Here is a 16745-nt window from a genome sequence, read left to right on the forward strand (position 1 = left end):
CTTCTAATTTAGAACAACTATACAATAATTCATGTTTAATAATATTTATTTTGTTTTGGATCAAATTGGATTGACTGCTCAAAAACGTGCAATCCATGTATTTTTTTCAAATACGGATCTCAATCAGCAAGTATTTTTACAGCGTATTGATGGGACACATGCCATTAATGACGGTGTTGATTTACAACTGATCTGTTTGTCTACGAAACACGATATAGCGCTGAAAAACTTTATCGGCTGTCGTGTAGCTGTTGATATTGTCAATGATCGATCTGAGCTCAATCGAATTTCAGGCATTATCACCAAAGCAGAGGTAGGTGCCTCTGACGGTGCTCTCACAGTTTATCGTTTGACCGTAGAAGATCCAACAGCACTTTGGAAACAGCGTAGAAATTCGCGTGTGTTTATGAATATGTCTGCTTTGCAAGTCGTGGAAGTGATATTTAATGAATGGCGAGAAAAATCTCAGCTCTTTGCTTCAAGTTTGACTCTGGATAAAAGTGGTTTAATCAAAGACTATGATGTTAGACCGTTCATTATGCAGCACAATGAACTAGATACGGACTTCGTTCAAAGATTGCTCGCTGAGGAAAGCGTGTGCACTTTAATTGATGAAGCACAACTTAAAGTTTCCGGTTTTACCGAACACATCCAACCTCAGAAGCTTCGTTTGATTGATGATAATTCTCAGTATACCTGTTTGGATCGACGCAGCATCCGCTTCCATCGAAGTAGTGCAGTAGAAAAAAGCGATTCGATGATCAGTTTTACAGGGCAACGTTCACTTCAACCAACTTCAGTGCATATCCAACGTTGGCAAGCTGATGTATTGGATACGGATGAAGGTGCAGGCAATGTCTTAAGCACACACAAACACAGTGATAACTATGACAATGCCAGTTTAGGTTTAGAACAAGTATGGCACTATAGTCCTGCATGGGTTGCAGACCTCAATGGTGAGGATGGTGCAACGCCTTCGGGTAACAGTCAGGTTGAGCGCTTTAACCAAAACCTCAGCAACTACTACGATGCCCAAGCCAAACAATTCACGGCAATATCGACGGTACGAGATGCGCAGGTTGGTTATCACTTTGAGCTTAACCAACATCCAAACCTAGAGCTAAAAGATTCTGCCGATCAGCAGTTCTTGATCATCTCCAAAACCTTTTATAACCAAAATAATTTACCCAAAGACTTGAGCCATCAAGTCGAAACTTTGTTAAAACAAAGTGATTGGCAACGCACCCATCTCACCGTAAACAACAGCGAAGAACGCCAAGCGAATCAGTTGGTGCTACAACGACGTAATATCAAGGTTGTTCCTGAATATAATCCCTTAACTAAAAGACCCGCAGTCCATCCAATGCGAGCGAGAGTGGTTGGTCCGAGTGGAGAAGAAATCCATGTGGATGAATGGGGACGCATCAAGGTTCGCTTCCTGTTTACCCGCAATGAAGACCACAGCCATGATGGTGGTGCAGGCTCGAATGACAATGATACCGACTCGGCTTGGGTCGATGTCTTGACGCCATGGGCAGGCGAAGGCTATGGCGCACGATTCTTACCGAGAATAGGAGAGATTGTTGTTATCGACTTCTTTGATGGCAATATCGACAGACCATTTGTGGTGGGACGAATCCATGAAGGACAACGAAGCCCGACCAAGTTCGATGACAAAGGCAAACTGCCTGATACCAAAAAGTTATCAGGGATTAAAAGTAAGGAATATCAGGGTAGTGGCTATAATCAACTGCGTTTTGACGATACCACCAACCAGATCAGCAGTCAGTTACACAGCAGTCATGGCGCCAGTCAACTCAACCTTGGCAATCTCAGTCATCCGAAAGATACAGCGGAAAGTGATGATCGTGGTGAGGGTTTTGAGCTAAGAACTGATCAATGGGGTGCATTACGGGCAGGACAAGGTTTACTGCTGAGTACCCATGCACAAGATGGGGCATCAGGTAATCATCTTGATGCGGCAGAAGCTAAAAGTCAGTTAGAAAGTAGTTTAAACAATACCAAGGCTTTAAGTGAAGTTGCGAAGAATCAACAGACTGATCCTTTGGAGGTTTTAGAAAACATTAAAAGCTTTATCGAAACTTTGGCTCAACAAGATCCGAAAAAAGTAGACGCATTTAAGTCGGCAGTGATGATATTGACTTCACCGAATTCAATTGGCTTGTCGAGTAATGAAGACATTCATCTTTCCTCAGATGGACAGATCAGCCAAAGTGCAGGTGAAAGCATTAATCTGAGTACTCAAAAATCTTTACTTGCTCATGCCAGTGCTAAGATCAGCCTATTTGCAGCACAGGAAGGTGCAAGGCTTTATGCAGGCAAAGGCAAAGTTGAAATACAAGCGCAAGGTGATGGTGCTGATTTGATTGCACGTAAAGGTATTCAAATCATTTCAACTGAAGATACGGTTTATATCATCAGTCCGAAAGAGATTAAGCTCATTAGTGATGGCTCTGAATTAAAGCTCAATGCTTCTGGGGTATTTGCAACCACTGGTGGTTTATTTGAGGTGAAGTCTGGGCAGCAAAAGTTAACTTCATCAGCTTCGATTAACCCACCTGCGACAGATTTACCCGATTGTTCAGCAAAACAAGGACATGCTGCTCAAAATGGATCTGCGAAGGTGAACTTATGATAACTGGGCATTACCTACAGCAGACCAATATATTGCCTAAAAATCATTCAGTAGAAATGATTTATCAAAAAATGCAGGCAGTGTTCCAGCAGCATGAACGGCTTATTGTTCTGCTTGATCAAACTTTAGCTCCTGATATTTTTGATGATTTAAAAAATAAGTTAAGAGTTGACCAGATCATTTATATTCCCTTGGCTAAGGGGAATGGATACAAAGACACCAATCTTTTTTTTATTGAAATCATAGATAACAAGATTTTAAACGACATTGGATTTGAGCTAGCTGAACATTTACTCAAGCATTGTGATGTTGCAAATGATCGATATTTAGTTCACGGTTTTGGGTGTTCTAGTTATGACAATGACGAATTAAATCGAAAATTTAAAACGTCATTGGTGTTGCAAGATATAGAGTCCAAAATTTTATTTCGTTGGTATGATCCTCGGGTCATGATTTATTTGGATCAAATATTTAATGAATCCCAAATGAACAGTTTATTGGGCAATTTTACTCAATGGCATTTTTTCCACCCAACGGGGTATTACCGCTGGGAAAATATAGAGCAGAATAAATTACAACGTAAAGCCATCAACAAAATCAATGCACAACAGTCTTTGCAACTGGATCTGATTGAAATCAGTAATATGGTTTTTAGGAAAGCACATGAATTGGAACAGATCGATAGTCATAATTTAATACCTCAAAATATTCTTAAAAATTTATATCAAGCTCATGAGCAATATCATATTAAAAAATATATTGATTTAGTGAGTTATGGTTTATATGCAGAGCTACTTGGGCAGGGGTTTATACAACATCCTCATGTCGTAAATGTGCTCGAACAATATTGGAATACTGAACCTGAAAATTATAATTTTACTGAAGCGATGAACTTTGTTACAGAAGACGCTTGGGCATTAATTAAAACGGAAATAATTGAATAAGGAGAATAATATGGGTGGTGATAAAGAAGCGTTTGCAAGAAGAGAAAATAAAAAAGCAGAACAACGTAGACAGCAAGAAGAGATTTTGGCTGCACCAAATGCAATTACCAAAGCGGCAAATGCTGCGATACAAGTCAATCAACAGACTTCTGATGCAAAAGGCAGTAAAGATCAATGTAATTTTTGCCGTAAATTAGGATTACAGATCTTGCCTTTACGTTACAGCGTTACTCAAGACAAAGCGCCACAACTGTCTCCGCAGCTTGGAAAAAATGTAAAAAACGTTGCTTTGTCGTATTCACAATATACAACTGAAATGATTGATTCTGGTTATGTGTATGCCATGATCAAAAGAAAAAAAGGTTATGAATGGAGTGGCTACATCGTGACGCCAAAGGGATATTTGTCATCCTTCCCATTGGATAAACCTGCACCCGTATCTGTACTTGAGTTTGCCTGTCAGGGAAATGAACATGCGGTATTTGCTTCATTTGTTACAGTTGAATATATTGCAACAAATTTGGCAGAAAAAGCGTATTTGATTTATACCCATGCGCCCATGACTGATACAAAAAGAAAAGAATATCAAGCCAAAGCGGATGAATATGTCAGTTCAGGCAAATGGCAGTCTGTAGATGTTGCAGCATGGGCGAAAGGAACGTCTCAACAGCAACATTGTTTAAACAACACGACCTTAAAGGGTGGTATCAGCCAGCCTTTTTCATTTGGTACTGATCGTTGGAAGCAGCTCGTGACGAAATTCACCGAGAAACCGAAAGCTTTTTCAGCTGTTGTGTTATATGACCCCGTTGGAATTACAATAAAATTAAATGAATATCGAAATGAAGCTTATGTCCCTGTAGATGACTATTTAGAAGCTAAAGATAAATATGGTGTCACCAATCAGCGTAAACTGGACTCCGTGCAACGCGTGAAAAGCATAGAAGGTTCATTGCTTAAAAATAAGGAAAAAATCGTACAGCGCGAAAATGAAATTCATGAACAAACAGCACCCGCCATTGAAATAAGATATAAAAGCAATTTAAATGCGATTGAGCAACGACTTATCTATGCGAGGAAATGGAATAATACAGCAGAAATAGAGCAACTTGAACGAAGCAAAAAATTGTTGATCGAAGAACATGAACGTACCATGAAAAAACGGGCGGGTCACGGTGAAGAAGTTGGGGAAGCCAATTACCAAACTGACCGCAAAGTTCTACTTGATCATTTAAACTATAAAGAAATTGAAGCGTTTAAGCAGGAAGTAGCTCAAAAATATGACACAGCTTTAAAGGTTGCCAATCAACGTGCTCAAGAACATTTAAATTGGGTGGTTTCTGAAAGTTTATTGGATGCTTTAGATGCCTATGATCAAAAGGATTTACAGAGTGGATGTGCTTTTAAAGCGCATGTAGCGACCATGCTATTTGGAATGGAAGGTGCTGAAGCAGGTGCAAAACAGTTGGATGACTGGGTTAAAAAGCCAGATTATGAGCGTAAAAATTTATTTATACGTGGTTTGTATAGTAATCAGGTAGAAGCAAAAGCCAAGCATGACGAAGTAAAAAAAGCCGCAACAGATTTTACCGCTGTTGGTATAAAAGCCATGAAAGGCACGATAGACTTTTTAAAGAAAACTGATTCTGCGTGGGATGAATGGGCAAGGAATCAGGGTCTAGACAAAAATAAAGGTAATATTGCATTTTCTAAAGTTGAGAAAAAGGTCATGCTGTATGTTTCTAACTTTGCCCGTGTTGTATTTCGGGCAGGCATGGGGTCAACTGCTGAAAGTCGATTTGTCACTGCAATTTCGCAAAAACTGTTGTTTGCTCAGATGGGTGATTTGGCTGGAAAATTAAGATTTGATCAAGTTGTATATAATATAAACCCTGAGAAATTAAACTCTGGAAATATCAAACTCAGTCCTGAACTTGGTGAAAGAGTCGGTGGTCAGCTTTCAAAAAATGCAAAAGAAGCTACCATTCGTTCTTTGGATCTATTGATCGATGATGCGATGGCAAAAAAGCAACAAGTGGCATTAACTTTAGAAGAAATTGAAAAAGCGGGTAGTAAAGGTATGGCGAACCATACCAACAATTATCATCAGGTACGCGCATCAGGCATTCTGGTATTTTTAGAGGTGATTAATTTAACGCATATGCTGAGTTCTGGAAAATATAAGGATAACGTCCAAATTGCGGCATTGGTGGCATCTGTTTCGGCATTGATGGCATTTGGCTTAGACATTTTTTATGGTTTAGCGAAAGGTGCCAGAGAGGTTGCAACACAAGCATCTTATGCAGGTGCAGGCGCAGCGGCAACACGAGGTGCAGCAAATATTCAAAGAGCGGGTATTAAATGGGCGGCAGGGAGTTTAAGTACCTTTGCAGGAAGTATTACTTGTGTATTAGATTTAGTAAAAGGCTTTGAAGAAAAAAATAAAATAGGTACTGTACATCGCTCTTTAATGGCACTTTATTTTTTAAGAAGTTTGAGTGGTGGATTGGCATCTTTATTCGGCTTATTAGCAGCATTGACTTATATTAGCCCATTAATCAATTATTTAAAAGAAATTGGTAAAAGTCCTGTGATTCAGCGTTTAGGAGGGCGTTTAATTGCTACTAAATTAACTGAAGAAGCTGTTCGGATTGCATTACTACGTGGAGTAGCATGGGCAAGTGGTGTCGGATTAGTTTTAACTGTCATCGAAGTTACATTCTTTATATATATGGAAGCAACCAAACTTCGCCGTTGGTGTGAATATTCTACTTTTAGAGCATTAAAAACCAATAAATTAATGTCGGAAAAGCAAGAAGATGAAGATTTTCAAGCCTTATTTGCATAAAAGAGTAGTCATAACATGAGTTTAAAAAAAACAGATCGAATCATTGATGAACTGACTGATCGGCTTTTTATCGTTGAAGGAGAAGTCACAGACTTACTGACCAGTGAAAGCATGCAAAACTTAAATGCCAATATGCAAACGGGTGCAGGTGCAATAGCACTGGGTTCAGCCCTAGTTGGGCAAATAGGAAATGCGACTTTAGCCAGTTTTGCCGCCAGTGATGAAGGGATTGAGGTCAGTGATTTTGCTTTAGAAATCACTGATAAAAATAATCAAAAGCATTACTTTAAGGGATGTTTCCCAGAAGTTATTTTTAAAATTGGTGACAATGTTAAAGTTATAGCTGAACCTTTTACAACAAAATATTCAATAGTAAAAGCAATAATTGAACCTAAAAATCAATATATATGGGCAGGTCAACAAGTGTTTAATGGACGGCTTCGATATAGAATTTTTGGAATGAAGATGATGGTGGGAGGATCTCTATTTGTAATGTGTATACAACTAATCATAGATTATTTTATGTCTGATTCTATAAATCAAATGTTATTTAGTGATACAGTAATTCAAATAACAGCCTTAATTGCTCTTATTGTTTTTACTGGTATTGGTTGGCGAATAGGTGCAAGCTTTGATGAGCAAAGTGTTGAATTGGAAGCAATATTAAAAAAATTAGGATTTAATAAACCCAGTATGGCTAGTTTAAATAACTTTTCAGTTTCCTCAGTCAATAGAAAGAATAAAGTAAAGATGGATGAATATCCTGATCGTTGGGAGCAATATACCTATCGTATCGATTTAGTCAAACAATATGATGAAGAAAAATATGGAAAAAAATGAGCTTAAAAAAAACAGACAAAATCATTGATGAATTGGCAGATCGGCTTTTTATCGTTGAAGGAGAAGTCACAGACTTATTGACCAGCGAAACCATGCAAAACTTAAATGCCAATATGCAAACGGCTTCAGGTGCAATAGCGGTTGGTTCAGCACTAGTCGGACAAATTGGGAATGCTGCTTTAGCCAGTTTTGCCGCCAGTGATGAAGGTATTGAGGTGAGTGATTTTGCCATAGAAGTCACGGATCACAATAACCAAAAGCATTACTTTACAGGATGTTTTCCTGTAGTGATCTTTAAAAAAGGCGATAAGGTTAAAGTGATTGCAGAACCACTTTCAGGTCAAAATAAATATGCTCGAGCCACTGCAATAATTGATCAAAAAAGTAATTATATATGGACTAGTCAAGAAGTAGTAAAAGGGCGGTTTCGATATAGAATATTTGGAATGAAGATGACGGGGGCGGTTTGTGTATTTGTGATGTTTGCACAACTCATCTTAGATTACTTCATATCTGATTCACTAGATCAAATGTTAATGGCTAAGCTTGGTATTCAAATAAATATTTTAATTATAATGTTTATTTGCTTGTTTATTGGTTGGCGAGTAGGTGCTAGCTTTGATGGTCAAAGTATAGAATTAGAAGCAATATTAAAAAAATTAGGATTTAATAAACCTAGTCGAATGGATTTACAACATTATGCTCTCAACGATTTGAGTTGGAAAAATAAAGAAGATAATAAAGGATACGTCCATGAGCGTTGGAAAGATTATACCTACCGTATTGATTTAGCCAAACAATATGATGAAGAAAAATATGGGAAAAAATGAGTTTTAAAAAAACAGACCAAATCATTGACGAATTGGCGGAAAGACTTTTTATCGTTGAAGGAGAAGTCACAGACTTATTGACCAGTGAAACCATGCAAAACTTAAATGCCAATATGCAAACGACTACAGGTGCAATAGCAGTGGGTTCAGCACTTGTTGGACAAATAGGAAATGCGGCTTTAGCCAGTTTCGCTGCCAGTGATGAAGGGATTGAGGTCAGTGATTTTGCCATCGAAGTTACTGATAAAAGTAATCAAAAGCATTACTTTAAAGGGTGTTTCCCAGTGGTCATATTTAAAAAAGGCGATATGGTTAAAGTCATTGCAGAACCACTTTCGGATCAAAATAAATATGCTTATGCATCAGCTATTATTGATCAAAAAAACAATTATATATGGACTGCACAACAAGTGTTTAAGGGACGGCTTCGATATAGAATATTTGGAATAAAATTATTTGGTATAATGGGAGGAGGGGCATTATTAATAGGTATAATTACAGTTTCATTTATGGGTGCATTTAATAGTTTATTAGAAAATTATATGATTTTAACAATTTTAACAATTTTAATTGCTTTTATATTTATGGGTTGGCGAGTAGGCGCAAGTTTTGATGAACAAAGTATAGAATTAGAAGCAATACTAAAAAAACTCGGATTTAACAAACCCAGTATGGCAAGTTTAAATGATTTTTCAGTTTCATCAGTCAATAGAAAGAATAAGATAAAAATGAATGAATATCCTGATCGTTGGGAGCAATACACTTATCGTTTAGACCTAGCAAAAAAATATGATGAAGAAAAATATGGGAAAAAACGTATTAAGTAACCACCCATTTATTGGCAGATTAACTCCACCAATATCTTAAAATATGGAAAAAGATCGGTGCTGAGAAACAAATAGAATCAATACGATCTAGCATACCACCATGACCATGAATCAATTGTCCCCAATCCTTAACGCCACGATCACGTTTGATCGCAGACATAACCAAACCACCAAAGAAGCCAAAAATACACACCACAAGCCCAATAAATGCTGCCTGTAAATAACTAAACGGGGTCAGCCATGCCATAGCAACACCTAGAGCAGTGGCGAGGATGATACCGCCAAGTAAACCCTCTACAGTTTTAGAAGGAGATAAAACAGGGGCAACCTTGTGTTCGCCAAAAAGCTTTCCGCATACATACTGCAAAACATCTGATGCCTGCACAACCATAATCAACCAGATTGCCAGCCAAATTGGTTCACCCTTAAAACCATGTAGCTTTAAATTAAGTAGTGCAGGGACATGAGAGATACAGAAAACACAGACCATCAAACCCCATTGAATTTTAGAGCTGCGTTCAAGAAAATGCTTGGTGTCTTCTTGTTTTAAACTGGCAATCGGAATCAGTAAAAACACATACAATGGAATAAAAATAGAATATAAGCCATACCAGTCGATAGCGATTAAATAGTATTGATATGGAATCACAAAATAAAAAGCAATCAACAACGGAAAGTAATCACCACGCCGTGTTGGCAACAAACTGATAAACTCACGCAATGCAAAAAGCGAAATAATGCCAAATAAGATAATAAATGCAGTTTGACCAAGAAGAATTGCCGCACCAATGACAATTAACATCACCCACCAAGCATTGATTCGAGCATTTAAGTTATCAATGACTGGCGCAGGCTGATGTCCCGCTTTTTGTTTAAGAATAAATCCCACTGAGGAGGCAAAAACCAAAATGCCCGCAAAAATGCCAAATAAAAGATAGGTCTTATATAGATTATCAAGAATCATTGATTTTCAACCTCTTTTAATTGTAGTAACTGTTTTTGGGCATAGTCAATAAAAGCGGTCTTATCCATCTCTAAATGTTGCTCTAAAGGGCAGCCAAAACATACTGTAGATAACAGAGGCAAAGGTATAAAAGAGCCTTTAGGCATGACACGTCTTAAGTTTGAAATCCAAACAGGTACAATTTCAATTTCAGGGAATTGCTTATGCAGGTTATATAAACCACTCTTAAATGGCAGTAATTCAACATCATCGTCCAAATTACGTGTACCTTCAGGGAAGAAGATAATCGAATATCCTTGTGCGAGAGCATCTTTTACGGGCTGTAATGGATCTGAACCATCTTCACGGTTACGTTGAATGGTGACCCCATTAAAAGTATCTTTTATCAAAAACTGGCGGAAACCATCTTTCAGCCAATAATCTGATGCAGCAACAGGTTTGGTCTTTCGACGCATTAATTTGGGAAGTGAAGACCACAATAAAATAAAGTCGATATGGCTGTTATGATTGGCATAGTAGATTCGTTGTTTCATTTCAGGCTGACAACCAATCCACAAACTGCGCGCACCTGTGATCAAGCGCGCACCACGTCGGGTTAGAAATGCAATAAAACGAGCAATCGAACTAGATGCTAAATTTCCACGAGGTGGTTGTAAAGCCTGCATTTTGTTCTGCACAGGCGCATTATTCTCTATTTTTAAATCTTGTTGGGGACGCTGTTCAGGTAACTGATTCATTATTTAAGCCAATTGATATTAAATCATTTTTTGTACTATTCATACGAATGATGAAATGATAAGAAAGCAAATCTCTACTTTTCAAAAGTACAAAATTATATTGAATTCAACGATATATTCATTATCGATTTTAAATTAACAGTTTTGAATAAAAAGTAAAAATCATTTATATCTAACTGTTAATTTATCATTTTTACTTTTTGAATCATAGCGTAATTTAAAGCAATTTATCGATCTTAGTCTTTCAAATATAGGCATTTTAGCCCCTAGCTTAGTTTGAGTTTTGATCTAAAAATTAACCATCAAAGATTGCTTAAGCCAAGGAGCCAACTTAGATAATTCGATAAATTAAAATCACTAAAACCAGATATTGTATGAATAGGAGTGCAATTTGCAATTTGATCAATCGAAAACAACCTGCAAAACGCAGGGACCAATCACGACCTATTTTATGCTCTGGGAGTAGTTTCATCTCCACTAAAGTTTGATCAAACTCTTGTGTAAGATTTTCAATCGTATCTGTTTGGGATTGTATTGCAATCATTTCAATCAATTGAGCATCAAATTTGACTCTAAAAGAGAGATAATGATGTGCAGCCATCAGCAATAATGTAATGACAATGAATATCCAAAACTCAAACGATTGCCAACCTTTGAATAATATTGCAAAAACAGATAAAGCAAATGCCAGATAACCTGAACACATTAAACCAGTGCTTGCAAACAAAAGTTTAGCAACCACAAAGAAATTCATTTTCATGGTGCTAAACCTTTTAGTTTAAGCTGATAAATTTGCAGCTCTTCAATTTGAACAGCTTTAAGCACCACCCACGGACGTGCTTTACGAATAATTTCAATCACGTCTTCAACAGTTGCATCTTGATTTTGCTGCATTAACCAAGCAGCGAGTAAAGCACTACTTCTTGAATATCCAAGAGCACAACAGACAAGAATATTTTGTGACGGACTGTGATCAATGTTTATCAGTAACTGATTGAACCGATTCACTGCATAGTCAAGCTGATTGGCTTGTAAAGGAATCAAATCAAGGCTTGGATACTGTTGATACTCAGATTCACTGTTTAAAGGTAACTCTGCAACACAATCAAAAATTGCGGTATATTTTTGGCTGTCTTTTTGAGTGGGGATCCGCCCAATAAAGATTTTTCTATTTTCCGAATCAATCACCAATGAATCTTCAGGATGTTTTTTGGTCCAAATTCGGCTATTGAGCCATGCAAAAATAAGGTATGGTGCAAGTAGAATCTGTGCAGCGACGGTCATTTTTCCATTGGTTTGTTTTTGGAAAAAGTGTGGTCGTACAAAACTATAGCTATGGGCAACGATAAATAAGCTTACCGCTGGATAGATTAGCCATAATCCCCAGGGTCTTAATTCATATGCCAAGATCAAGAAAATTACAGCTCCACACAGGTAGTAACTGCCTAGTTTTAAATGTTTTGCCGTTAGCTGTTGTAAGCCATCTTTTCTAAATGGTGATTTAACCGTTATAGGGAATAACCACAAACACAAAGCTCCGACTAAAATCCCTGTAGGAAGGTCGATAAAATGATGTTGCCATGTGGTAAGGATGGACAGTCCGATCAACGCACTCCAAAAGTCCACCAAGTATTTCCATGAGCCTTGTACATGTCGACGATAAAAATCCCATAGGATCACCAATAGAACAATATGCAAAGAAGGCGCTTGGTTAAAAGGTTTATCGAAGCCCATAAGAACATCAAACCAAAGACCGAAAAAACCATCCAAAGCAGGTCGTTCAAAGCTGAATTTTAATGGGAACAGTAAAAAGCAACTGATCGAAATCACTTGTGCTAAAAACAGTCTGAGAGCCTGTTGTTTGAGTTCAAACTTGTTCCAGCACAGTAGCAGGGATAGACCATAAAACAGGTCAATCGACCAGTAAGGCACAATGGTCCAAGGCCAGAGCGGAATATTTTTTTCCCAGTCAAAAACAATACTTGGAACATCCGTTAACCCAGATGCGTATTGATTTGCAAAGCCATAAGTAAGGAAAAAGAAAGGTGCAAGGAGAACCAAGCAAAGCAAGCCCCATTTCCAGGTTCCTGATTCTTTGATGAGTGTTGGCATACGACATCCATTATTATTTTAATCAGCATTGATGGCTGAATAAAATTACTATTCAGCCAAGAAATCTAATAACAGCTTTTATAGCTTTTGTGCGACTGAAACTGTAAATATTCCAAACTCATCAATACACTGATCAACCTTCTTAAAGCCGGCAGCTTCAACCAACGCATCCATTTCTGCCTGTGAGCGCAAACGCATTACCCATGCATCACCTTCGCGATGTGAAGTAAGCGCACGAGCAATAAACTCTTGTTGTGGGTGCCAGATTTGACCTGTGTAAATTAGATAGCCATCTTTAAGTATTGCTTTACTTAGTCCATCAAGAGATTGTCGTAATAAATCATTGTCACTGAACAGTTCGTACAAACCAGATACCACTGCCAGAGAAGGCTTTGGTTTTACCGAAGCTAATGACGCTGCATCAAAAGCATCTGCTTGAACAAATTCAGCGATATGACTTAATCCACGTTCTGCAATCATTTTCTGACCAGCACTTACATTGATGTCACTATAATCACGTAACAAAATCGAATCAGGTTGTTTAGGCAATTGAGCAACCGCATCCAAAATATAGCGCCCGTGTCCAGATGCGATATCCATAATCCGGAGCGGCTTGCGTTTTTTAATCAGAATATCTGCATATTTTTGTAGTAAAGATTCAATATTCTGTTTGCGTACTCGAATACCACGCCAACCAATGGCATTCAGATATTGGCGATCAATGATTTTACCAATCGGGTTAGTGCTTTCAGTTTGATTGCGGTAGACAAAATCTAAAGTACTGCCTGAGTCATATCCCGTATCTTCACCAATTTTTAAACCTTGAGATAAATGGCTTCCAATTTTTAAGTTCTTTTTGGTCAATTCCCAAAATGCATTTTTTATTGATTTAGCGGGTAATGGGGAACTGAGATCTTCTGCAATCGCACAGCTTGAACCAATTTTATCGGCATTTAAAACATCTGGTGCCTGATATGCTGTTGCAAAGCATTGTTGAATAAATCGTTGTATTTTTTCCGTTGCAATATGTCTGTCTTTTTCACCCAATGTATCGTGGAAGAAACCATCTAAAATGTGTAATTCTTTTTTAGGATGTGGAAGTTTTTGATAAAACTCACGTTGTGGTTTTTGGAAAACGACGAAATCTGAACCTGAACATAAGACTTGGGTCGGTACAAAGATATTTTGTGAATCAGCAACGATACGTTTTGAAGCATCGTAAAGCCCGAGTAACATTCTTACTGAAATTGCTTTCGCAATTTTCGGATCCGTATCATAGCTTGATGCACGTTCTTCATCATGAGTGAGCATTTTGGCTTTCACATAACTTTGAATAAAGAAGTTACCGCGCAGCTTTTCCATAACTCTTAAGCTTGGTTCTGCAAAGGGTACATAAAGCTTGATGTCAAAAGCAGGTGAAGCTAAGCACAGGGCACGAATTTTAGGTGCATAATCATGTACCCAAGTGGCTGCAAGTACAGCACCAACACTTTGTGCTACAACAGCAATATTCTCTGGATCAATTGCATACGTTTGCTGGATGTGTTGGACAAAATATTGAATATCTTTTACACAGGCAGAAAAGCTCGGGGCATCTCCACGTTCACCTGGTGAGTCGCCATGACCACGGGCATCCCATGCAAAAAAATCAAAATCTGGTAGATTAAGCTCTTCAACCAGATGTGCCATTCGACCAGAGTGTTCGTGTCCACGATGAAATAGGATAATGGCTTTTTTGGTTTCGGATGCTGATTGTGTTGCCCAATGTTGATAGAACAATGCAGTACCATCGTGGCTGGTGAAGGTGTGGTGGCTATTGTTATACATAGTAATTTACCCTGAAAGATGAAACTATTTTATGAAGCTGTTTTTAAACTATTTTTAATTCGGTTATAGATTGTTAAAGCAAGTAACACACCCATGAGACTGAGTATGCCATTACAGATTAAACTGAGTAGTTGTAAATTTGTATTGAACAATGGAAAAACCATAATCAGCATTGTAATTAAGCTAAACCAAAATGCACGGTCACTTTTTCCCATCGGGCCATCATAACGACGTTGTTGTCCAATCAATGGAGCCATTACGCCAGTGTATTCACTTAAAATGGCAAGAAAAGCCACCAATAACAGTAGCTTTGCATGGATAAAGCCAAATGCAATCAAGCAAACATAAAGTGCTGTATCTGCAACTACATCGCTTAATTCATTGTAAAAAGCACCTAAATTGGATTGTTGGTTAAACTCTCGTGCCAACATGCCATCAATTGCGTTAAATGCCATTCGAATCAGCATCCATAATGGAAACAGTAATAACCACCAATTCACAGGATGATTCAAATAATACACATATAAAAAAATGCTTAAACCCAATGAAATAAACATCGCAAAAAGTGTAACTTGATTTGCAGTAACACCGCGCTTGAAAAGCCATTGTACCAAAGGGCGCAATAAGTTTTGAAATGCTGGTTTTAATTGATAGATAGATGGCATTGTTCTATTAAAATGAAGTCTTTGAGATGATTTTAATCAGGTTGTTCAAGATTTTACAAGTGATAATTTTGAGCAATCAATGTTGAAAACGAATTTAAAATTTTGAGCAATCGTCCTATAATTACAATATCTTTTTAATTTCCACCTCTTGTTGATCTTATGACACCAGCCTGTAAAGTTTTAAAATCAAATAAAATTGAATTTTCTATTCATGAATATGAACATGACATGAATGCAAAAAGTTTTGGTTTAGAAGCTGCAGAAAAATTGGGATTGGACGTGAAAGAAGTGTTTAAAACACTCATGGTAACGGATGACAAAAATTATTTCGTTGCAGTACTCCCCGTCAATCATCAACTGAATTTGAAGAAAGTGGCGAATGCTTTTGGCTGTAAAAAATTGCATATGGCAGATCCAAAAGATGCAGAACGTTTAACAGGTTACTTGGTTGGCGGTATTAGTCCAGTTGGTCAGAAAAAACGTTTAAAAACGGTCATTGATGAAAGTGCAGAGGCATTTGCAAAAATTTATGTAAGTGGCGGAAAACGAGGACTTGATATCGGACTTAATCCTCAGGATTTAGCACGAGTTTTGGGTGCAAATTTTGTTGATGTTTTGGATGAGTAAGCAATCCTGAAAGAAGTTTTAAAATGTCACTCAAAATATTTTTATTATTTCGTCAAAATTGCTTTCTATATAAACCATCAACATAATTCTGCTGAATCATCAATGATTTCAACTATTTTCCAAAATGAAAAGTTAGCTTTTATGCCTAATTATACTTCTTGTCAAAATAGAATAATTACAAAATAATTTACATGATTGTTGTAGCATAATAGGCTGGAAATAATTTTTTGATTTATGCTCGATCAGTGACAAATTGATAACATTAAAAAAGATGCATAAGTTTTATTCAACATTTCACTTCCCAAAGGAATAGATAAAGTGATCATAACCAAACATCAGATTTTTAAATTTCCTATTTTTATCGGTCTCTTAATTTTTTTAGGAATTTCCTATAGTCATGCTGAAGGTAATTGTCCTTCGGGATATTATCCAGTTGGTGGGCAAGGTGTTCAAGGCTGTGCGCCGATTCCAGGTGGAGGCGGTGGAAATTATAATCAAAGTCCAGCACTGTATCCTATGGCTGAAAACTTATGGGGAGCAATTGCGGAAGAAAAAGGCAGGGAATTAAAGGGGCGTTCGGTTGGTTTTTCAAAAAACCATAAAGCTAAAGATGAGGCGCAAGCTGATGCATTAAAAGCATGTCAACAGCATGCTGTACAAAAGTGTGAGCTTACGCATACCTATAAAAATGGTTGTGTTGCCGTGGCGGATCCAATCAATGGCGGGCAAAAATCCGAAATAAAATATAATGTTTCAGAGGATAAGGCCAAGGATGCTGCACTATTGTTTTGCTCTTTAAGCAATCAGCAGTCATGTCGTATTGTTTATTCTGGATGTAGTTTGTAAATGCATTGCCAAGATTGGGCAA

The 16745-nt window shown here is 37.6% G+C and carries 14 protein-coding genes; 8 read left to right on the plus strand and 6 right to left on the minus strand.

The window, feature by feature from the left end; all coding sequences use genetic code 11:
* The first annotated feature begins 31 nt into the window (after window positions 1-31).
* From OSH00_RS05135 to OSH00_RS05160, 6 genes are read left to right on the plus strand one after another with little or no spacing between them, the layout of a single operon-like run.
* Complete coding sequence (locus OSH00_RS05135; protein ID WP_266129528.1) at window positions 32-2656, plus strand: type VI secretion system Vgr family protein; 2625 nt, start codon at window positions 32-34, stop codon at window positions 2654-2656.
* Window positions 2653-3600 carry a hypothetical protein gene (locus tag OSH00_RS05140; protein WP_266129529.1) on the plus strand — a complete coding sequence of 316 codons (948 nt, stop codon included), beginning with the start codon at window positions 2653-2655 and terminating at the stop codon, window positions 3598-3600. Before OSH00_RS05135 ends, OSH00_RS05140 begins: the two co-directional genes overlap by 4 nt.
* 10 nt (window positions 3601-3610) lie before the next feature.
* Window positions 3611-6448 carry a T6SS effector BTH_I2691 family protein gene (locus OSH00_RS05145; protein ID WP_266129530.1) on the plus strand — a complete coding sequence of 946 codons (2838 nt, stop codon included), beginning with the start codon at window positions 3611-3613 and terminating at the stop codon, window positions 6446-6448.
* 15 nt (window positions 6449-6463) lie between these two features.
* Window positions 6464-7288, plus strand: coding sequence for a putative type VI secretion system effector (locus tag OSH00_RS05150; RefSeq protein ID WP_266129531.1), 825 nt, complete (start codon window positions 6464-6466; stop codon window positions 7286-7288).
* Window positions 7285-8118, plus strand: coding sequence for a putative type VI secretion system effector (locus tag OSH00_RS05155; RefSeq protein ID WP_266129532.1), 834 nt, complete (start codon window positions 7285-7287; stop codon window positions 8116-8118). The genes OSH00_RS05150 and OSH00_RS05155 overlap by 4 nt, the downstream gene beginning before the upstream one ends.
* A complete protein-coding gene (locus OSH00_RS05160) occupies window positions 8115-8945 on the plus strand; it encodes a putative type VI secretion system effector (protein ID WP_266129533.1) in 831 nt (276 codons plus the stop codon). The genes OSH00_RS05155 and OSH00_RS05160 overlap by 4 nt, the downstream gene beginning before the upstream one ends.
* Window positions 8946-8964: 19 nt before the next feature.
* Here the strand turns inward: OSH00_RS05160 and OSH00_RS05165 are convergent, their stop codons facing one another.
* From OSH00_RS05165 to OSH00_RS05190, 6 genes are all read right to left on the minus strand, one after another.
* Window positions 8965-9909, minus strand: a complete 945-nt coding sequence (locus OSH00_RS05165) for a phosphatidate cytidylyltransferase (protein WP_266129534.1) — start codon at window positions 9907-9909, stop codon at window positions 8965-8967.
* Entirely contained in the window at window positions 9906-10646 is a 741-nt protein-coding gene (locus tag OSH00_RS05170; RefSeq protein WP_196077656.1) for a lysophospholipid acyltransferase family protein, read from the minus strand. Before OSH00_RS05170 ends, OSH00_RS05165 begins: the two co-directional genes overlap by 4 nt.
* A 331-nt stretch (window positions 10647-10977) precedes the next feature.
* A complete protein-coding gene (locus tag OSH00_RS05175) occupies window positions 10978-11406 on the minus strand; it encodes a hypothetical protein (RefSeq protein WP_266129535.1) in 429 nt (142 codons plus the stop codon).
* Entirely contained in the window at window positions 11403-12758 is a 1356-nt protein-coding gene (locus OSH00_RS05180) for a phosphatase PAP2/dual specificity phosphatase family protein (protein ID WP_266129536.1), read from the minus strand. The genes OSH00_RS05175 and OSH00_RS05180 overlap by 4 nt, the downstream gene beginning before the upstream one ends.
* Window positions 12759-12836: 78 nt before the next feature.
* Window positions 12837-14585, minus strand: coding sequence for a bifunctional alpha/beta hydrolase/class I SAM-dependent methyltransferase (locus OSH00_RS05185; RefSeq protein ID WP_266129537.1), 1749 nt, complete (start codon window positions 14583-14585; stop codon window positions 12837-12839).
* 29 nt (window positions 14586-14614) lie between these two features.
* Entirely contained in the window at window positions 14615-15250 is a 636-nt protein-coding gene (locus OSH00_RS05190) for a CDP-alcohol phosphatidyltransferase family protein (RefSeq protein WP_266129538.1), read from the minus strand.
* A gap of 159 nt (window positions 15251-15409) precedes the next feature.
* Between OSH00_RS05190 and ybaK the strand changes: the two genes are divergently transcribed.
* Entirely contained in the window at window positions 15410-15877 is a 468-nt protein-coding gene (ybaK, locus tag OSH00_RS05195; RefSeq protein WP_196076429.1) for a Cys-tRNA(Pro) deacylase, read from the plus strand.
* 318 nt (window positions 15878-16195) lie between these two features.
* Window positions 16196-16723, plus strand: a complete 528-nt coding sequence (locus tag OSH00_RS20525) for a DUF4189 domain-containing protein (RefSeq protein ID WP_266129539.1) — start codon at window positions 16196-16198, stop codon at window positions 16721-16723.
* Window positions 16724-16745 lie beyond the last annotated feature (22 nt).

Origin of the sequence: Acinetobacter nematophilus (assembly GCF_026344175.1) — a bacterium.
Lineage (GTDB): Bacteria > Pseudomonadota > Gammaproteobacteria > Pseudomonadales > Moraxellaceae > Acinetobacter > Acinetobacter nematophilus.

Excerpts from the sequence above, each read along its gene's own strand:
- OSH00_RS05135 (WP_266129528.1), top strand. The coding sequence starts at position 32 with ATGTTTAATAATATTTATTTTGTTTTGGATCAAATTGGATTGACTGCT.
- OSH00_RS05140 (WP_266129529.1), top strand. The coding sequence starts at position 2,653 with ATGATAACTGGGCATTACCTACAGCAGACCAATATATTGCCTAAAAAT.
- OSH00_RS05145 (WP_266129530.1), top strand. The coding sequence starts at position 3,611 with ATGGGTGGTGATAAAGAAGCGTTTGCAAGAAGAGAAAATAAAAAAGCA.
- OSH00_RS05150 (WP_266129531.1), top strand. The coding sequence starts at position 6,464 with ATGAGTTTAAAAAAAACAGATCGAATCATTGATGAACTGACTGATCGG.
- OSH00_RS05155 (WP_266129532.1), top strand. The coding sequence starts at position 7,285 with ATGAGCTTAAAAAAAACAGACAAAATCATTGATGAATTGGCAGATCGG.
- OSH00_RS05160 (WP_266129533.1), top strand. The coding sequence starts at position 8,115 with ATGAGTTTTAAAAAAACAGACCAAATCATTGACGAATTGGCGGAAAGA.
- OSH00_RS05165 (WP_266129534.1), bottom strand. The coding sequence starts at position 9,909 with ATGATTCTTGATAATCTATATAAGACCTATCTTTTATTTGGCATTTTT.
- OSH00_RS05170 (WP_196077656.1), bottom strand. The coding sequence starts at position 10,646 with ATGAATCAGTTACCTGAACAGCGTCCCCAACAAGATTTAAAAATAGAG.
- OSH00_RS05175 (WP_266129535.1), bottom strand. The coding sequence starts at position 11,406 with ATGAAAATGAATTTCTTTGTGGTTGCTAAACTTTTGTTTGCAAGCACT.
- OSH00_RS05180 (WP_266129536.1), bottom strand. The coding sequence starts at position 12,758 with ATGCCAACACTCATCAAAGAATCAGGAACCTGGAAATGGGGCTTGCTT.
- OSH00_RS05185 (WP_266129537.1), bottom strand. The coding sequence starts at position 14,585 with ATGTATAACAATAGCCACCACACCTTCACCAGCCACGATGGTACTGCA.
- OSH00_RS05190 (WP_266129538.1), bottom strand. The coding sequence starts at position 15,250 with ATGCCATCTATCTATCAATTAAAACCAGCATTTCAAAACTTATTGCGC.
- ybaK (WP_196076429.1), top strand. The coding sequence starts at position 15,410 with ATGACACCAGCCTGTAAAGTTTTAAAATCAAATAAAATTGAATTTTCT.